Origin of the sequence: Pseudarthrobacter sp. J1763 (assembly GCF_050490295.1) — a bacterium.
In the GTDB taxonomy this organism is placed as follows: Bacteria; Actinomycetota; Actinomycetes; order Actinomycetales; family Micrococcaceae; genus JBNPEO01.
Map to the genome: position 1 here is coordinate 77554 of NZ_JBNPEN010000011.1, position 15431 is coordinate 92984.

Below are 15431 nucleotides of genomic sequence, written 5' to 3' on the forward strand. Positions count from 1 at the left end.
TTCCAGTTTTTTTTCTGTGGGGTGTGGGGGGTTGTGGGGTGGGGGTCTCCCCCCCCCCCCCAGCACCGTGCCGTCTGCGGCAACTAGACCAGACTTCATGTCGGTACCGCCGACGTCGAACGCCAACACCGCCGCACGTGCTATCCCTAGCGCCATCTACTTTCCGAGCCTTCCGAGAAGAGGTTGTGGTTCAGTACAGCAATACCCTTAGGCGTCCGCCAAGATCACTGAACGAGTCAAGTTGCGCGGAACGTCCGGGTTCAGACCGCGGGCACGGGCACGCTCAAGGGTCACGCGGTGAACGCGAGCCAGCTCGGCGAGCGGGTGCTTGTCGGTGTGCAGGTACAAGGCACCAGTCTTTTCCATGTCCTTGTCCAGACCCTCGGGCTGCTCACCGAAGAGCCAGGTCACGCGGTTCGGAGCGGCGATGGAGATGGGGCCGTGGCGGTACTCCATGGCGGGGTAGGACTCGGTCCAGCCCTGTACAGCCTCTCGCATCTTCAAACCAGCTTCATGAGCCAAGCCGATGGTCCAGCCTCGGCCCAAAAACGTAAACTGTTCGGCGTCGATCAGCTCCTGTTCAACCGGAGCAGACACTGCTTCTTTGGCATCCTCGATCGCCGAAGACAGGTCCTCGCCGAGGCTGCTCAACAAGTACGCCAATGCTGTGGTGGCGAAGCGGGTCTGCACCACCGACTTTTCATCCGCGTATGGCAAGCCGATAATCTCGTCTGCAAGGTCGATGATCGGGGACTGGACGTCGCCAATGATCGCGACGGTGCGCACTTTGCCCTTGAGTTCGCGGAGCAAGTCCAAAACTTCAGTAGTAGTGCCTGAGCGTGTAATGGCAACTACTACGTCATAGTTGCGGGCTTCGCTGTTGTTGTTCAGGAACGCTTCAGAAGCGGCGAAGGGATCTGTCAGGCCCTTGCCCGCGCTTTCGCGAGCGGCTGCATAGCTCTGCGCCATAAACCATGAGGTGCCACAACCGATGACTGCTACGCGCTCGCCATCCTGTGGAAGGACGTTTTCGATTTTGGCCTGCGCGATAGCTTTGGCCCAGGTTTCCGGCTGCGAGGTCAGTTCCTCGTCCATGAATGCGCCGAGAGTGCTCTCCGACATCTTTACTGGCTCCTTGATTGGTGGGTTGGTACTGCAGTGATTGCTCCGCGCGCTACTTATGAGCAATCTTGCTCGTTGACGCCAAATATCAATCAACTTAAAGCTAGCTCACCGCAGCGGCTTTCTCCACCTTTGGCGTTTATTTCCTGCAAATCTAGCCGCAATTGGGGGTTATTAAGGCAAAAATCTCTCCGGAGACAGCAATTTCTTCCTCAACCACCCTTGTGATCGGCTTCACAATGAACAATGTTGATAGGTATCGCACATTAATGAGCGATTCTTCTCATTTTCGATCACAAAGGAGCAGCAATGCCCCGCATTCGGCCCCTTGGGAGAGCACTCTCCCTCAGCCTTGCCGCTGCGTTATCAACGTCAGCGCTGGGAATCGCGGCCCTCCCCGCCGTCGCGGCGCCCTCTACCGAAACAGCTCAAGCGGGCTCGGTAGTCCTCAAGAGCAACAAGTTGACAGTGCTGGTTTCAAAGTCGTTCCCGCAGGTCATCAGCTACACCGACCGCGCCACGGGCAAGTCACTTGCCGGTACGCCTTCTGCCCTGAAGACCATCACCATCAATGGCACAGAGCAGCCCGTAACTGTCACGTCTTCGGTAGTTGACGACACTACGATTACCTACGTTCTGACCGTGCCAGCCTTGGGCGGAATCACTCTGGAAGCCAAACTCTCGGTGGACAAGAACGTGGTCAACTTCAACATCACCAAGATCAATGACACAGCTGCAAACCAAGTCAAAACGGTTCAGCTGCCCAAACTGAACTTGGTGACGGTGTCCTCGGCCCAGGCCGGCGCGCAGCTTTCCACCGCCAACCTCTCGGTGGACCGGTCCGTCAGCGGCGATGCTTTTATCCCGATCACGGCAGCTACAGCCGTGGACACTTCGGCTAAAGGGTCCGCCTATGCACTTGCCAACACCGCCGAGCTGGGCGCAGCCTTTGAAACGAACGCCCTCTACGACACTTCCTCAGGACCTGGCTACAAGGATTCTGGCCGATTCTGGCACCAGACCGTAGCCACCGCCGACGGTGGTAAGGAATCTGGCATTGCCAGCGGACAGTGGCTGTACCGCGCCGATGGTTCCAGCCAGACAGAAGAACTTCCCTGGACGCGAGTCGCGATCACCGCCGACGCCAACGCTGACAAGACGGTTGACTGGCAAGACGCGGCGATCGCCATGCGCGACATTGAAGTCAAGGCAAATAAGGGTGAGCAGACGCCGAACAACGTCATCACCCACATCCCCTTCAACTTCGCGTCCCAAGCCACGCACCCGTTCCTGCGCACTCTTGATGACGTCAAACGCATTTCCTTAGCCACCGATGGTCTAGGACAAGTTGCGATGCTCAAGGGCTTTACGTCCGAAGGTCACGACTCCGCGAACACGGACTATGGAGACAACTTCAACACCCGTGCCGGCGGGCTCGATGATCTCAACGCCATGGTTAAAGAGGGCAAAAAGTGGAACGCCTCCTTTGGTGTGCACATCAACGCCACCGAGATTTACCCCGAGGCCAAGTCCTTCAGCGAAGACCTGTTGCGCGCGGACAAAGCATTGGGCTGGAATTGGCTCGATCAGTCCTACCTGATTAACCAGCGTCAAGACATTGTTAGCGGCAAGCTGGCCACACGCATCAAGCAATTGCGTGAAGCCACCGATGAAAACCTCGACTTCGCGTACGTTGACGTCTACTACGAGTGGGGCTGGCTGGCACAGCGCCTGCAGAGCGAACTGGTCAAAAATGGTTTCCGTGTTGGTTCTGAATGGGCCGATCACTTGGGCCAGAACAACACCTGGTCGCACTGGGCCAATGACGAAAACTACGGTGGAAGCAGCAATAAGGGCGTAAATTCCCAGATTCTGCGCTTCATCAACAACACTCAATCCGATGTGTGGAACCCGGACCCCAAGCTGGGTGTCTCTCACATTGTTGAGTTCGAAGGATGGACCGGCCAGAACGACTACAACGCCTTCAGCAAAAACGTGTGGGAATCCAACCTTCCGGCCAAGTTCCTCCAGCACCATGCCATTACTAAGTGGACGGCGGACAAGATTGACCTCGCCGACGGTGTTTCAGTGACCGGTACCAATGCTGCGGACCGCAACATCACCGTCGGTGGCACTTCAGTCCTCAAGGGAACTTCCTACTTGTTGCCGTGGTCTTCCAAGGACAACGATACTAACGACAAGCTCTACGGTTACAGCGCCACCAGCGGCGCCCAGAACTGGAAGCTCACTAGCGAGTTCGCAAATGCTACGTCAGTGGCACTGTTCAAACTCACCGACAACGGCCGAGTGAAGATTACTGACCTTCCCGTGGTCAACGGGGCCATCAGCTACACGGCTGCTGCGGGCCAGGCTTACGTGCTCAGCCCCAAGGGCAACAGCAGCGCACTGCCCCAGAAGGCCAACTTCGGTTCCGGTACCCCGTTCACCGACCCGGGTTTTAATGGAGACGGTCTTACTGCTTGGAACCCCAGCGGTTCGGTAACGCAGGTTCGGGATAGCTTGGGCCGCCGCTACGCACAATTGGGCGCAGGCGTTTCAAGCATCTCGCAGCAGGTGCAGAATCTTGACGCAGGCACGTACTCGGTGAGCGCTTGGCTCGAAATTGAGCCGGGCAAGAGCCGTCCCACCACGTTGTCCGTGGACATCAACGGCAAGGCGCAGAGCTACACGATAGATACGTCCACGGCTACGAACTATGTTGCAGCGGATGAGAAGCACGATACGAACTTCCAGCGGGTTCGGGTACTGATCGACGTTCCCGAAGATGATTCCAAGGCAACCGTGAAGTTGAGCGCCGCAGCGGGGACAGCCAAGGTCCGCGTTGACGATTTCCGCGCCGTAAAGACTTCCCGGGTGGCTACCACCGGTGTCCTCAGCGAAGACTTTGAAAACGTTGATCAGGGCTGGGGTCCGTTCGTCAAGGGCAACTCCGGTGGTTCCACCGACCCGCGTACCCACATCACCGAGCGCAACGAACCCTTTACCCAAAAGGGTTGGGACAACAACACCATCGACGAGACTCTCGCCGGAAACTGGTCCTTGATTGCGCACGATGAGAATCTTGCCCCCAACGGTGGTCCGGGCATTGTCTACCGCACGGCGGACAGCACTCTGAAGTTCCAAGCAGGCCACAAGTACAAGGTGTCTTTCGATTACCAGAACACCAAGGATGGCCAGTACGCCTGGGTTTCTGGCTACGACACCACAAAGGGTTCGAGCGTGACCGGTTCTCAGGCTTTGCCGAAGAAAACGGACACCACTCGCTTCGAGCAGCAGTTCACAGCGGGCTCTTGTGGCTCCTACTTTGTGGGCTTGCAGCGCACAGCGTCGGATAACGGTGCAGACTTCACGCTGGACAACCTTTTGGTAGAAGACCTTGGCGCTTCTACTGAGGTCCCGGCCTGTGCAACCATTTCTGGCTCCTTGGGTGCCGATGTTGTCCAGCAGGGCAAAGCGACCGATTTCACCACGGTATTGCGCTCTACCGAACCCACAGCGATCAGCAACGTGAAGGTTGCCTTGACTTTGCCTGAGGGCTGGACTGCCACGGCAAGCGACGCCGCCACGGCAGCCACCTTGCCTGCTGGCGGAACTCTCACGACCCACTGGAAGCTCACCGCTCCCGGTTCGGCCGACGGTAACTTCACCATCGGTTTGACTGGCACCTACAACACGCCTGACGGTGCCCGCACTGTCACCGGCAGTACTTCCATCAAAACTCTCCCGAAGGCACCGCAGACCACCGTGTTTGCAAGTGACCACGAGTGGGTTTCATCAACAAATGGTTGGGGTCCGGTAGAAAAGGACCAATCTAACGGCGAGGATTCACTCAACGATGGAGCACCCATCACGCTCAATGGTGTTGTTTACCAGAAGGGCTTGGGAACTCACGCCCCTTCGACGGTTCGTTACTTCTTGGGCGGCTACTGCACCAAGTTCACTGCTGCTGTGGGTATTGACGACGAGCAGGCCAGCCGTGGTTCGGTAACGTTCAGCGTGGTGGCCGACGGCAAAACACTCACCACTACCCCGGTGTTGGGTGCAACCTCGGCAACGCTCCCGCTGGACGTGAACGTCAGCGGTGCACAGTACGTGGACCTGGTAGTTGGCACCACCCCGGATGGCAACGGTAATGACCACGCTGACTGGGCGGACGCCAAGTTCACCTGCTCTGACACTGTGACCGAAGCGCCTGCTGTGCAGCTTTCGGGAACTGTCTACGCATCGGATCTGGCGTGGCTCAGTTCCACCAATGGGTGGGGACCGGCAGAACGCGACATGGCCAACGGTGAAGACATCGCTGGCGACGGCCCCGCTCTGACGCTGGACGGCGTCGTATACCCCAAGGGTCTTGGCGTCCACGCTAACTCCAACGTCAAGATCAGCACCGAGGCAAAGTGCCAGTCCTTCCAAGCGAAGGTTGGTGTTGATGACATCAAACTGAACAAGGGACTCCACGGATCCGTGGTGTTTATTGTGAAAGCAGACGGCGTGGAACTGTTCCGCAGCCCGGTGCTCAGCGCAGACTCGGCAGCCCTGCCGGTCAATGTTGATATCACCGGAAAGCAGAACGTTGAGCTCATCGCCGACAGCAATGGAGACGACGCCGGTGATGACTGGGGTGATTGCGCGGATGCAAAATTCGTCTGCAACCCCTAAGCAGCGTACGTTCTCCTACCGTGACAGCCGGCTAACACCGGTAGGTCATTTCTAACAAAACAGATCACGACGACGGCGGCTCCCCTTCGGGGGTGCCGCCGCCGTTCGTTGTGAGGCGTTTTGCGAAACTTATACAGCCCGCTTTCCGGCACGCCATACGGCGTGGGTCATGGGCATTCCCGGCCGGTAGGCAAGGTGAGTTGCGCTTGGAGCGCGCAACATGTGCAAATCGGCGCGGTGCCCGACGGTGATTGAGCCCACCGCGCGCTGCCCGTCAGTATCGGTACCGGCCTCCCGGCGCAGGGCCAAGGCCCCACCATAAGTGGCGGCACGCACAGCTTCGTGAACGCTCAGCCCCATCTGGAGCACGGCGGTAGTGACGCAATAGTTCATGGAGCTCGTGTAGCTAGTGCCGGGATTGCAATTGGAGGCGAGGGCAATCTGCACGCCAGCATCCAGCAAGACCCGGCCAGGCGCGAGCGGCTGGCGAGTGGAGAGATCACACGCGGGCAGACACGTGGCCACAGTTCCGCGCTCCCCTGCTCCCGTGGTGGGGTCGAATCCATTCCAGCTGCTGGCCAAGAGCTCCACATCAGCGTCCGAAAGGTAGTTCACGTGGTCTACGCTGGCTGCCGTGAACTCCACGGCAAGCTTTACTCCGGGCCCCTCGCCGAGCTGGTTGCCATGAACTCGAAGCCCCAAGCCGGCCGCACGGCAGGCCTGGAGGACACGGCGTGATTGTTCCTCGTTGAACGCGCCGCGTTCGCAAAACACATCGGCCCAACGAACATACGGCAACACTGCCTGAAGCATCGGGCCGCAGACCAGCTCCGTATATTCCTCGGCGTCCTGGCCTTGAGGCACAAGGTGAGCCCCAAGGAAGGTCACCTCATCCACGGCCGTGGACGCGATGCGCGCACTACGTGCTTCATGTTCGATGTCCAGGCCGTAGCCGGTTTTCGTTTCAAGGTAGGTGGTTCCGCCGGAGACGGCTTCGGCCACCCTGCCCAAGGCTAGGCGTGTGAGGTCATAGTCGCCGGTGGCCCGGGTCGCGTTCATGGTGACGCCAATGCCGCCAGCACTGTAGCTCTCCCCCGCCATACGGGCCTCGAACTCAGCAGTGCGATCCCCCGCAAAGATCAGATGCGAATGCGAATCCACCCACCCCGGCAGCACAGCACGGCCCTCGGCGTTCACCACCGTGTCCGCCGCAGGTACCTGATCCGCCGGACCGATCCACGCGATGCGTTCGCCCTCAATCACCACTGCTGCATTTTTGAGGACTCGGTGTTCCAGGTCCTGGGTCGTTAGCTCGCCGATATTGGTAATCAGTGTGCTCTGCGGGGTGGGTGTGCTCATTCGTCTATTCTTGCCGCAAACGCCAAACGACACCCCCCAAATCAGAGGGCGCCGTCTGGCATTTCGGACAAGCCGGCTACGAAGCCGGATTCCTAGCGTCTAAGCAGCCCGGGCTAAGCCGCAGCGGCGCGCGAGGCGAGGAACGCGCTGACGCACTTTTCGACGTCGTCCGCTGTGTGAGATGCCGAAAGCTGAACCCGGATGCGCGCGGCGCCCCGCGGCACCACCGGGAAGCTAAACGCCGTGACGTACACACCGTGCTGGAGCATTTGGTCGGCAATCCTCCCGGCCAGCGCCGCATCACCGAACATCACCGGGACAATTGCGTGCTCCCCGTCAAGGAGCTCAAAGCCCTCTTCAGTCATACGACGGCGGAACAGGGCTGCGTTCTCGAAGAGCTTGGTGCGCAACTCACCCGAGTTCTGCACCAGATCCAGAGCCTTGATGGTGGCCGCAACGATGGCCGGTGCCAAGGAGTTGGAGAAGAGGTACGGGCGGGCCTTTTGACGCAGCATGGCCACGATCTCCGAACGGCCGGAGACGTAACCACCAGATGCGCCGCCGAGCGCCTTCCCGAAGGTGCCCGTGTAGATGTCCACACGGTCGCTCACGCCTGCATGCTCGGGCGTTCCGGCACCCGTGGCACCCATAAAACCAACGGCGTGCGAGTCGTCCACCATCACGAGGGCATTGTATTTCTCGGCCAAATCACAAATTGCTTCCAGCGGGGCCAGGAACCCATCCATCGAGAAGACGCCGTCCGTGACGATGATCTTCCTGCGGGCAGGGGCCTCACCGCTTGAGGCTTCTTGCAACTTAGCTTCAAGATCGGCCATGTCCTGGTTGGCGTAACGGAAACGTTTGGCCTTGGACAGGCGGATGCCGTCGATGATCGAGGCGTGGTTGAGGGCATCGGAGATGATGGCATCTTCCGAGCCAAAGAGTGATTCGAAAACCCCGCCGTTGGCATCAAAGCAGCTCGAGAACAAGATGGTGTCCTCGGTGTCCAAGAATGCGGAGACCCGCTGTTCCAATTCGAGGTGCAGGTCTTGGGTACCGCAGATGAAACGCACCGAGGCCATACCGAATCCGCGCGAATCCATGGCCTCCTTGGCCGCCTCGATGATCTGCGGGTGATCCGCTAGGCCGAGGTAGTTGTTGGCGCAGAAGTTCAGGACCTCGGCGCCGGGCTGGCCGATGGGCCCAGCGGTGATGTGGCTCGATTGTGCCGAGTTGATGCTGCGTTCGTTTTTGAACAGGCCCGCGTCACGGATTTCCTGCAACTCGGTGGCGAGTTGGCCTTTCATTGAGCTGTACATGGTTCTCCTTAGATCCGGGTCCAGTCGAGTACTACCTTGCCACCGATTCCGGCACGGGCGGTTTCGAAGCCTTTTTCCCATTCCGAGGCGGGCAATACGTTGGTAACTACTGCCGAAATATTGCGGTGAAGCTCTGTGTTGGATGAGAGCATGGCGCTCATGGCGTACCAGGTCTCAAACATTTCGCGGCCGTAGATTCCCTTGAGGGTAAGCATGTGGGTAACCACCTTGCCCCAGTCGATGTTGATTGACTGGCTGGGCAGCCCCAACATGGCAATCCGGCCGCCATGATTCATGTTCTCAATCATTTCCGGCAGGGCCGTGGGGTGACCAGACATTTCCAGTCCGATGTCAAAGCCTTCGCGCATACCAAGCTGCCGCTGGGCGTCCTTGACCCGTGTGGTGGAGACGTCGATCGCGAGGTCCACTCCCATGCTCCGGGCCAAGTCCAAACGTGTGGGTGAGACGTCCGTGATGGCGATCTTGCGTGCACCAGCATGGCGGGCCACGGCAATCGCCATAAGACCGATGGGGCCTGCGCCAGTGATCAGCACATCTTCACCAACCAGCGGGAAGCTCAAGGCAGTGTGCACGGCGTTTCCGAAGGGATCAAAGATGGCACCGAGTTCCGGGGTAACTGACTCATCATGGTGAACCCAAACGTTCGTTTCCGGGATCACCACGTATTCGGCAAACGCGCCGTCGCGCTGGACACCAACGGAGACGGTGTTGATGCACATCTGCTTGCGCCCGGCACGGCAGTTGCGGCAGATTCCACACACCACGTGGCCCTCGCCTGAAACTCTGTCCCCCACCTTGACATCCAGGACGTCCTCGCCGACTTCCACCACTTCGCCGTAGAACTCGTGGCCAGCGATCAGGGGTGCGTTGATGTTGGCGGCTGCCCAGGCGTCCCACGATTGGATGTGGAGATCGGTGCCGCAGATTCCGGTGGTGTGGACGCGGATTTTGACCTCGTTGGCGCCAGCCTCGGGTTCGGGGCGTTCGGTGAGCTCGAAGCCTGCTTGTGGGCCCGGTTTGTACAGTGCCTTCATGGGGGTCCATCTCCTGAATATGTGGTCTGTTTCACTTCATTAGAGCCCGAGAAAACGCTTAGCACAACTAGGATTTACTCAATCAACGATTAAGTCTTTGCTTATGTTTATGCTGGGGTGTGGAAGTTCATCAATTACAGATCCTGCGCGAGCTCGGCGAGCTCGGTAGCGTTAAGGCCGTAGCCGAGACGCTGCTGGTCACCCCCTCCGCTGTCTCGCAGCAACTGGCACTCTTACAAAAGAGCGTTCAGGTGCCACTGACCCGCAAAGATGGCCGCAATCTTGTACTCACTGACGCCGGGGCGGTGCTGGCTAAGGCGGGTGCCGGCGTCGTTGCCGCTATGGCCGACGCGCGGGCCGCGATCGGCGCCTATCACGACGACGAAAACGCCGAGGTGAGCGTGTGCGGCTTCCACAGCGCTGGGCAAGCACTCTTTGCCCCTCTTGCGGCGGCAGTAGATCGTTCCCCGGAGCCGAAGCCACGGGTGCTTTTTGCTGACGAAGACGTAGCGCAACAGGACTTTCCGGGGCTGACCGCACGTTATGACGTTGTACTGGCTCACCGGATGGATCACAGCCCGCCGTGGCCTACGGAACAGGTGGCCGTGATCCCCTTGGCCAATGAACCGCTTGATGTGGCTTTGCCAGACGGCCACCGGCTGGCCGCGAAAGCGCACCTCACACCGGCTGATGTTGCTACCGAGCGGTGGGTGACCAGCAGGCCGGGCTATTCACCGGCCGATGTGTTGGCAGCGATTTCCGCCGTCACGAGCACCCCGAGCAACATTGCGCACCGCATCAACGACTATTCGACTGCCGCCTCCCTCGTGGCCGCCGGAGGAGTGCTGGCGCTGCTTCCGCGCTACACGGCGGGGCGTGCCCTAGCGCAGGGATCGCCACTGCAAGGGACGCTGGTCCTGCGCACGCTTAAAGGACTGAACACCAGACGCCGAATTGACATCCTGGCGAGGCCGGAAAACCTCAAGCGACGCTCGGTGATGGCAGTGTGCGAACGCCTTCAAGCGCTGATGGTTGAGCTCGAATCGAAGGCCATTACCGGCACGGTTGCTCCAAACATCCGATGATTCACGGTTAGGATGACTGAATGGCTGTCACAGATGAGGCAATTGGCAAGATCAAGGACATGTTGATCCGCGGCGATTTGCGCCCCGGTGACAGGCTCCCCCCGGAAAAAGAACTCAGTGAACGCTTGGGCCTGTCCCGCAGTTCCTTGCGTGAAGCAGTCAAAGCCCTGGAACTCATTCGCGTCCTCGATGTCCGTCGGGGCGACGGCACCTACGTCACGAGCCTGAGCGCCAGCCTGCTCAACGAGGCAGTGGCATTTGTGGTGGATCTGCACCAAGACCGCTCCATTCTGGAGCTCTTCGAGGTACGCCGCATCTTAGAGCCGGCCAGCGCATTCCTGGCCACGAGCCATATGACACCCGAGCTCATCGACTCGCTGCGCGCCACCATGGACGGCATTGACGAAAATACCGATGTTGAGCAGCTCGTTAGCCACGACCTCGCATTCCACGGCATCATCACCAAGGCTGCAGGGAACGACTACCTGAGCGGAATGCTCGAGGCGCTCTCTTCCGGAACTGTCCGTGCGCGCATTTGGCGCGGCCTCACGCAGGACAAAGCAGTTGCGCACACCTTGGCTGAACACAAAGCCATCGCCGACGCGCTAGAACGCGGCGACGCCGAACTGGTCCGCGCACTGGTAACTGTCCATATCAGCGGCGTTGAGACGTGGCTGCGCCAATCGCTCTAGTACTCGCTCCCTCCAGCGCCGCCAGCACGCCAGCACGCCAGCACGCCAGCCCGCCATAAAACCGGTACACCATAAAAACAGGGCCCGACGGCGGTAGCTGACTACCGCCGTCGGGCCCTGTTTTAGTTTGTCCCGAGCAATTTATTCGTACAAGTTCGGCTTGATCTGCTCCGAATCGATGTTCTTGGAGTCGTACCAGTAGAAGCCGGTGTCGATGACCTTCTCTACCTTCTCGCCCTTGATCGCAGCGACGGCAGCCTTGACCGTCTCGTAACCGATACCCACCGGGTTCTGCGTGACGGCGCCGGCCATCAAACCACTGCGGATAGCATCCATCTGAGCCTTGCCGGAGTCGAAACCAACAATGACGAGCTTGCCCTTGAGGTTGAGCTCTTCAACGGCCTTCACCACACCGATAGCGGAGCCTTCATTGGTGCCGTACATACCCTTAAGATTCGGGTGTGCCGTGATGATGGCCTTAGCAGCGTCGGCGGAGAGCAACTGGTCACCGCCGGCGTACTGGATGGCCACAATCTTGATGTTCGGGTGGTTCGCCTCGATGTACTCCTTGAAACCATCACGGCGGTCAGTACCGGACTTGGACGTCTGGTCGTGGCCAACGATCGCGATTTCGCCGGAGCCTCCGATCAACTCGGCGAGGTGCTTTGCTGCCTCGGCTGCAGCGGCCTTGTTGTCGGTAGAGGCGGTGGCCAGCGGAATGTCCGAATCAACACCGGAGTCGAAGGCGATGACCGGGATGTTCTTTGACTTGGCTTGTTCCAACAGCGGGGTGGCAGCCTGGGAATCCAGCGCCGCGAAGCCGATGGCCGCAGGAGACTTGCCCAAGGCGGTGGTCAGCATTTGAATCTGCTGATCAACATCCTTTTCCGTGTTGGGGCCCTCGAAGCTGACCTCAACATTGAATTCTTTGGCTGCCTTATCAGCGCCTTGCTTGACGGCCTGCCAGAACTGGTGTTGGAAACCTTTGGACACGATAGCGATGTACGGCTTGGCGCCGTTGCTGGCACTGGCTGATCCGGAACCTGCCGGGGCTTCGCAGGCTGCGATAGCCACGGCACCGAGGGCCAGGCCGCCAAGAGTCAGGAAGGACCGACGGTTGTACAGGGATTTGTTCATGAGTGAAAACTCCTTTGTTCTCTGATGCGTTGGTAGTGAGTTTGTTGTTTATGCTTGGGCGTTAGCTGCAGCGCGGTCCCTGCGGCGAAGCATGTCAAGGTAGACGGCCACCAAAATCACGGCGCCAATGGCGACGTTCTGCCATTCCTGCGGTACCGAAATAATCCGCAGTCCGTTGGTCAGGACGGACATAATGAGGGCAGCAATGACGGTGCCAACGATGGAACCCTTACCCCCGGCAAGAGACGTTCCACCAATGACGACGGCGGCAATCGCCTGCAGTTCATAGCCCATCCCTTGCCCGGGCTGGGCGGAATTCAAACGGGCTGCGATGATCACACCGGCCAAGCCAGTAAATGCACCAGCTGCCGTGTAAATCCAGAGCTTCCACTGGTGAACGTTGATTCCCGAAAGCGCTGTGGCTTCCTCATTGGATCCAATGGAGAACGTATAGCGGCCCAGGAGCGTTTTGCTCAGAATTAGCCCGGCGATCACCGCGACAGCGAAGAAGATAAACACGGCGTTGGGGAGGACCAGTCCTGCAATCGGTTTACCGAGGGCGAGGTTGGAGAAGCCCGGTGTGCTGGTGAAGTAAATCGGCTTGGTCCCCGAAACCACCAAGGCTAGGCCCTGAGCAACCATCATGGTGGCCAGAGTGGCGATGAAAGGAGGAATCTTGAGGAAGGAAATAAGGGCACCGTTGACGGCTCCGATCACGGCACCCATCAGGACTCCGGCGAGTACGCCTAGCCACAAGGGCATTCCCATATAGGTGAGGACCACGCCTGTCATCACCGAACACAGGCTCATTCCTGTACCAACTGACAGGTCAATGCCGCCTGTGATGATCACGAATGTTGCGCCTAGAGCCAATAAGCCGATCACCACAGTGGAGAGCAGGATGTCGGAAAGATTGCTTGGCAGGAGGAAGCGCGAATTCATGATGCCAAAGAACACCAAAAGAACGATCAGCGATCCGAAGGCTAATAGTTGCTGCAAAGAGGATCGAACTCGGGATAACAGCGCCGTCGCTGTGCTACCTGACGTTGATTGGTGGGCTGCTTCAGCGCCCGAGGTTGGGGTCTTGTCCAAGAGGCTCATGCGCTCTTTGCTCCGTTCGTGGCTGTGGCGGACAATTCGTCGTGGTGAAGAGGAACATCGCGTTGGGTCGCTAGCTCCATGATTTTTTCTTGGGTGGCTTCGTCATTAGCGAGGAACCCTGTGATTCGACCCTCGCTCATCACCGCAATACGGTGTGACATCCGAAGGACTTCGGGAAGCTCGGAGGAGATCATAATGATCGCTTTTCCGGCCGCGGCAAGCTCTTCCAGGAGCTTGTAAATCTCTTCCTTTGCACCAACGTCGATGCCTCGCGTTGGTTCATCGAAAATGAGTAAGTCGCAATCTTTAACGAGCCATTTAGCAATAACAACTTTTTGCTGATTTCCGCCCGAAAGATTACGCGCTAGCTGATTCACGGAAGGCGTTTTGATGCGCAATTTCTGCCGAAGTTCTTCGGCCGTTTTCCGCAAAGCGGCTCTCCGTGGTTCGTGGTGAAACGGGTTCCGTGTCTTGAAAGCTGAAGGGCTCGTAGCCCTGCTGTGATGGATGTTCTCTACGCATTCATCAAGAGTCAGGAGCTACGAGCCTTGATCGAGCCTACTTCCCCGCGCCCCGATGCTGCCACCGCCATTTTCAACCTGCCCGACTACCGCGTCACAGACACTGAGATCCTCACTTTCGGGCAGCGACGGGTCAGCGTTGAAGCCACTGCCGAGTCCGGCTGCCCATCCTGTGGTGTGATCAGCACCCGCGTGCATTCCCGCCGCCCACAACGTCTGCGCGACATCCCTGTCGCCGGCCCAGTCGAAGTGATCTGGGCCAAGCGGAGATTCTTCTGCGATGAGTACCTTTGCCCGCGGCGGACATTCGCCGAGGAGACCGCCCAGGTCCCGCGCCGCGCTCGGTCCACCCGCCGGCTCCGCGATGCCCTCGTGGCCGCCGTCATTGGATCCGGAAGGGCCGCCGCGGAAGCGGCCTCCTCGTTCGGTGTCTCATGGTGGCTGGTCCAGCGGGCTCTGGATTCCGCGGCGCTGACCCTGCCTGATGTTGATGCCCTGGCACCCCGGATGCTCGGCATCGATGAACACCGCTACCGTTCCGTGCGGTTCTTCCGCGACCCTTCCACCAAGGCCTGGAAACGCTACGAACCCTGGATGACGACCATTGTTGATCTGGACACCGGCCAGGTGCTCGGGATCGTGGACGGCCGCGACAGTGAGGGCGTCGGAGAATGGCTGTTCGCCCGCCCGCTTCAGTGGCGTCTGGGCGTGCAGGTCGTCGCGATCGACCCTTCCGCCGCGTTCCGCAAGGCCCTGCGGATGTGGCTCCCTCGCACCGCGGTCTCGGTCGATGCGTTCCACCTCGTCAAGCTCGGCAACGACATGCTCACCGAGGTCCGGCAACGTCTCACCCAGCAGGTCCATGGCCGGCGGGGACGTTCCATCGACCCGGTCTGGGCCAACCGGCGCCTGCTCCTGCGCGCCGGGGAATCACTCTCTGACCGGGCCCGGAACAGGCTCAGCACCGTGTTCGCAACCGACGACGCCACCGGAAAATTGCAGGCCGCATGGCTGGTCAAAGAGCAGCTCCGGACGCTGCTCGCCACCGGATCCCTTGCCGACGCGGCCGCCGCGAAAGAGCGCCTGCAGGCCCTGGTCGAACGCGCCGCTCAGCCGGAAACGAACCGGCTCTGGCGCACGGTCTGCCGGTGGTGGCAAGAGATTGAAGTCCTCATTGTCACCGGCGCGACAACGGCGAAAGTGGAAGCTAACAACACCGCGATCAAGCACATAAAAAGGACAGGCCGCGGATTCACCAACGCACGCAACTACAAAACGCGTATTCTGTTGCGCAGTGCCGCCAGAACAGCGGCATGAACATTCACCACGGCAGAACATTCACCACGAACCGTGAAGAGCC

Annotated in this window: 10 protein-coding genes and 1 pseudogene; 4 read left to right on the forward strand and 7 right to left on the reverse strand. The window is 59.3% G+C overall.

Annotated features, from left to right (window positions below):
* Positions 1–207 precede the first annotated feature (207 nt).
* Positions 208–1122, reverse strand: a complete 915-nt coding sequence (locus tag ACQQCD_RS11310) for an SIS domain-containing protein (protein WP_430268482.1) — start codon at positions 1120–1122, stop codon at positions 208–210.
* A 309-nt stretch (positions 1123–1431) separates the two neighbouring features.
* Between ACQQCD_RS11310 and ACQQCD_RS11315 the strand changes: the two genes are divergently transcribed.
* On the forward strand, positions 1432–5802 hold the full coding sequence (locus ACQQCD_RS11315; protein WP_430268483.1) for an endo-alpha-N-acetylgalactosaminidase family protein: 4371 nt from the start codon (positions 1432–1434) through the stop codon (positions 5800–5802).
* A 129-nt stretch (positions 5803–5931) separates the two neighbouring features.
* Here the strand turns inward: ACQQCD_RS11315 and ACQQCD_RS11320 are convergent, their stop codons facing one another.
* The 3 genes from ACQQCD_RS11320 to tdh form a co-directional block, all read right to left on the reverse strand.
* Positions 5932–7161 (reverse strand): amidohydrolase family protein, encoded by a 1230-nt coding sequence (locus ACQQCD_RS11320; RefSeq protein WP_430268484.1) that lies wholly within the window; start codon positions 7159–7161, stop codon positions 5932–5934.
* A gap of 113 nt (positions 7162–7274) precedes the next feature.
* Positions 7275–8480, reverse strand: coding sequence for a glycine C-acetyltransferase (locus ACQQCD_RS11325; RefSeq protein ID WP_430268485.1), 1206 nt, complete (start codon positions 8478–8480; stop codon positions 7275–7277).
* An 8-nt stretch (positions 8481–8488) separates the two neighbouring features.
* Positions 8489–9535, reverse strand: a complete 1047-nt coding sequence (gene tdh / locus ACQQCD_RS11330) for an L-threonine 3-dehydrogenase (RefSeq protein WP_430268486.1) — start codon at positions 9533–9535, stop codon at positions 8489–8491.
* 119 nt (positions 9536–9654) lie between these two features.
* On the opposite strand from tdh, the gene ACQQCD_RS11335 reads away from it, so the two are divergent.
* Complete coding sequence (locus ACQQCD_RS11335) at positions 9655–10620, forward strand: LysR family transcriptional regulator (protein ID WP_430268487.1); 966 nt, start codon at positions 9655–9657, stop codon at positions 10618–10620.
* Between the two features lie 20 nt (positions 10621–10640).
* The gene (locus tag ACQQCD_RS11340; protein ID WP_430268488.1) at positions 10641–11312 is read left to right on the forward strand and encodes a FadR/GntR family transcriptional regulator; all 672 of its coding nucleotides are present in this window, start codon (positions 10641–10643) and stop codon (positions 11310–11312) included.
* 141 nt (positions 11313–11453) lie between these two features.
* Here ACQQCD_RS11340 and ACQQCD_RS11345 read toward each other — a convergent pair whose 3' ends face one another.
* The 3 genes and pseudogenes from ACQQCD_RS11345 to ACQQCD_RS11355 all read right to left on the reverse strand — a co-directional run.
* Complete coding sequence (locus ACQQCD_RS11345; protein WP_430268489.1) at positions 11454–12449, reverse strand: ABC transporter substrate-binding protein; 996 nt, start codon at positions 12447–12449, stop codon at positions 11454–11456.
* Positions 12450–12497: 48 nt separating this feature from the next.
* Positions 12498–13550, reverse strand: coding sequence for an ABC transporter permease (locus ACQQCD_RS11350; protein WP_430268490.1), 1053 nt, complete (start codon positions 13548–13550; stop codon positions 12498–12500).
* Positions 13547–13975: pseudogene (locus tag ACQQCD_RS11355) on the reverse strand (ATP-binding cassette domain-containing protein); the annotation flags it as partial. The gene ACQQCD_RS11350 and the pseudogene ACQQCD_RS11355, both read right to left, overlap by 4 nt.
* Positions 13976–14098: 123 nt before the next feature.
* Between ACQQCD_RS11355 and ACQQCD_RS11360 the strand changes: the two are divergent.
* Positions 14099–15388, forward strand: coding sequence for an ISL3 family transposase (locus ACQQCD_RS11360; RefSeq protein ID WP_430268232.1), 1290 nt, complete (start codon positions 14099–14101; stop codon positions 15386–15388).
* Positions 15389–15431 lie beyond the last annotated feature (43 nt).

Bases quoted from the DNA above. Each gene is read 5' to 3' on its own strand.
- ACQQCD_RS11340 (WP_430268488.1), top strand. From the start codon at position 10,641: ATGGCTGTCACAGATGAGGCAATTGGCAAGATCAAGGACATGTTGATC.
- ACQQCD_RS11345 (WP_430268489.1), bottom strand. From the start codon at position 12,449: ATGAACAAATCCCTGTACAACCGTCGGTCCTTCCTGACTCTTGGCGGC.
- ACQQCD_RS11310 (WP_430268482.1), bottom strand. From the start codon at position 1,122: ATGTCGGAGAGCACTCTCGGCGCATTCATGGACGAGGAACTGACCTCG.
- ACQQCD_RS11315 (WP_430268483.1), top strand. From the start codon at position 1,432: ATGCCCCGCATTCGGCCCCTTGGGAGAGCACTCTCCCTCAGCCTTGCC.
- ACQQCD_RS11350 (WP_430268490.1), bottom strand. From the start codon at position 13,550: ATGAGCCTCTTGGACAAGACCCCAACCTCGGGCGCTGAAGCAGCCCAC.
- ACQQCD_RS11320 (WP_430268484.1), bottom strand. From the start codon at position 7,161: ATGAGCACACCCACCCCGCAGAGCACACTGATTACCAATATCGGCGAG.
- ACQQCD_RS11325 (WP_430268485.1), bottom strand. From the start codon at position 8,480: ATGTACAGCTCAATGAAAGGCCAACTCGCCACCGAGTTGCAGGAAATC.
- tdh (WP_430268486.1), bottom strand. From the start codon at position 9,535: ATGAAGGCACTGTACAAACCGGGCCCACAAGCAGGCTTCGAGCTCACC.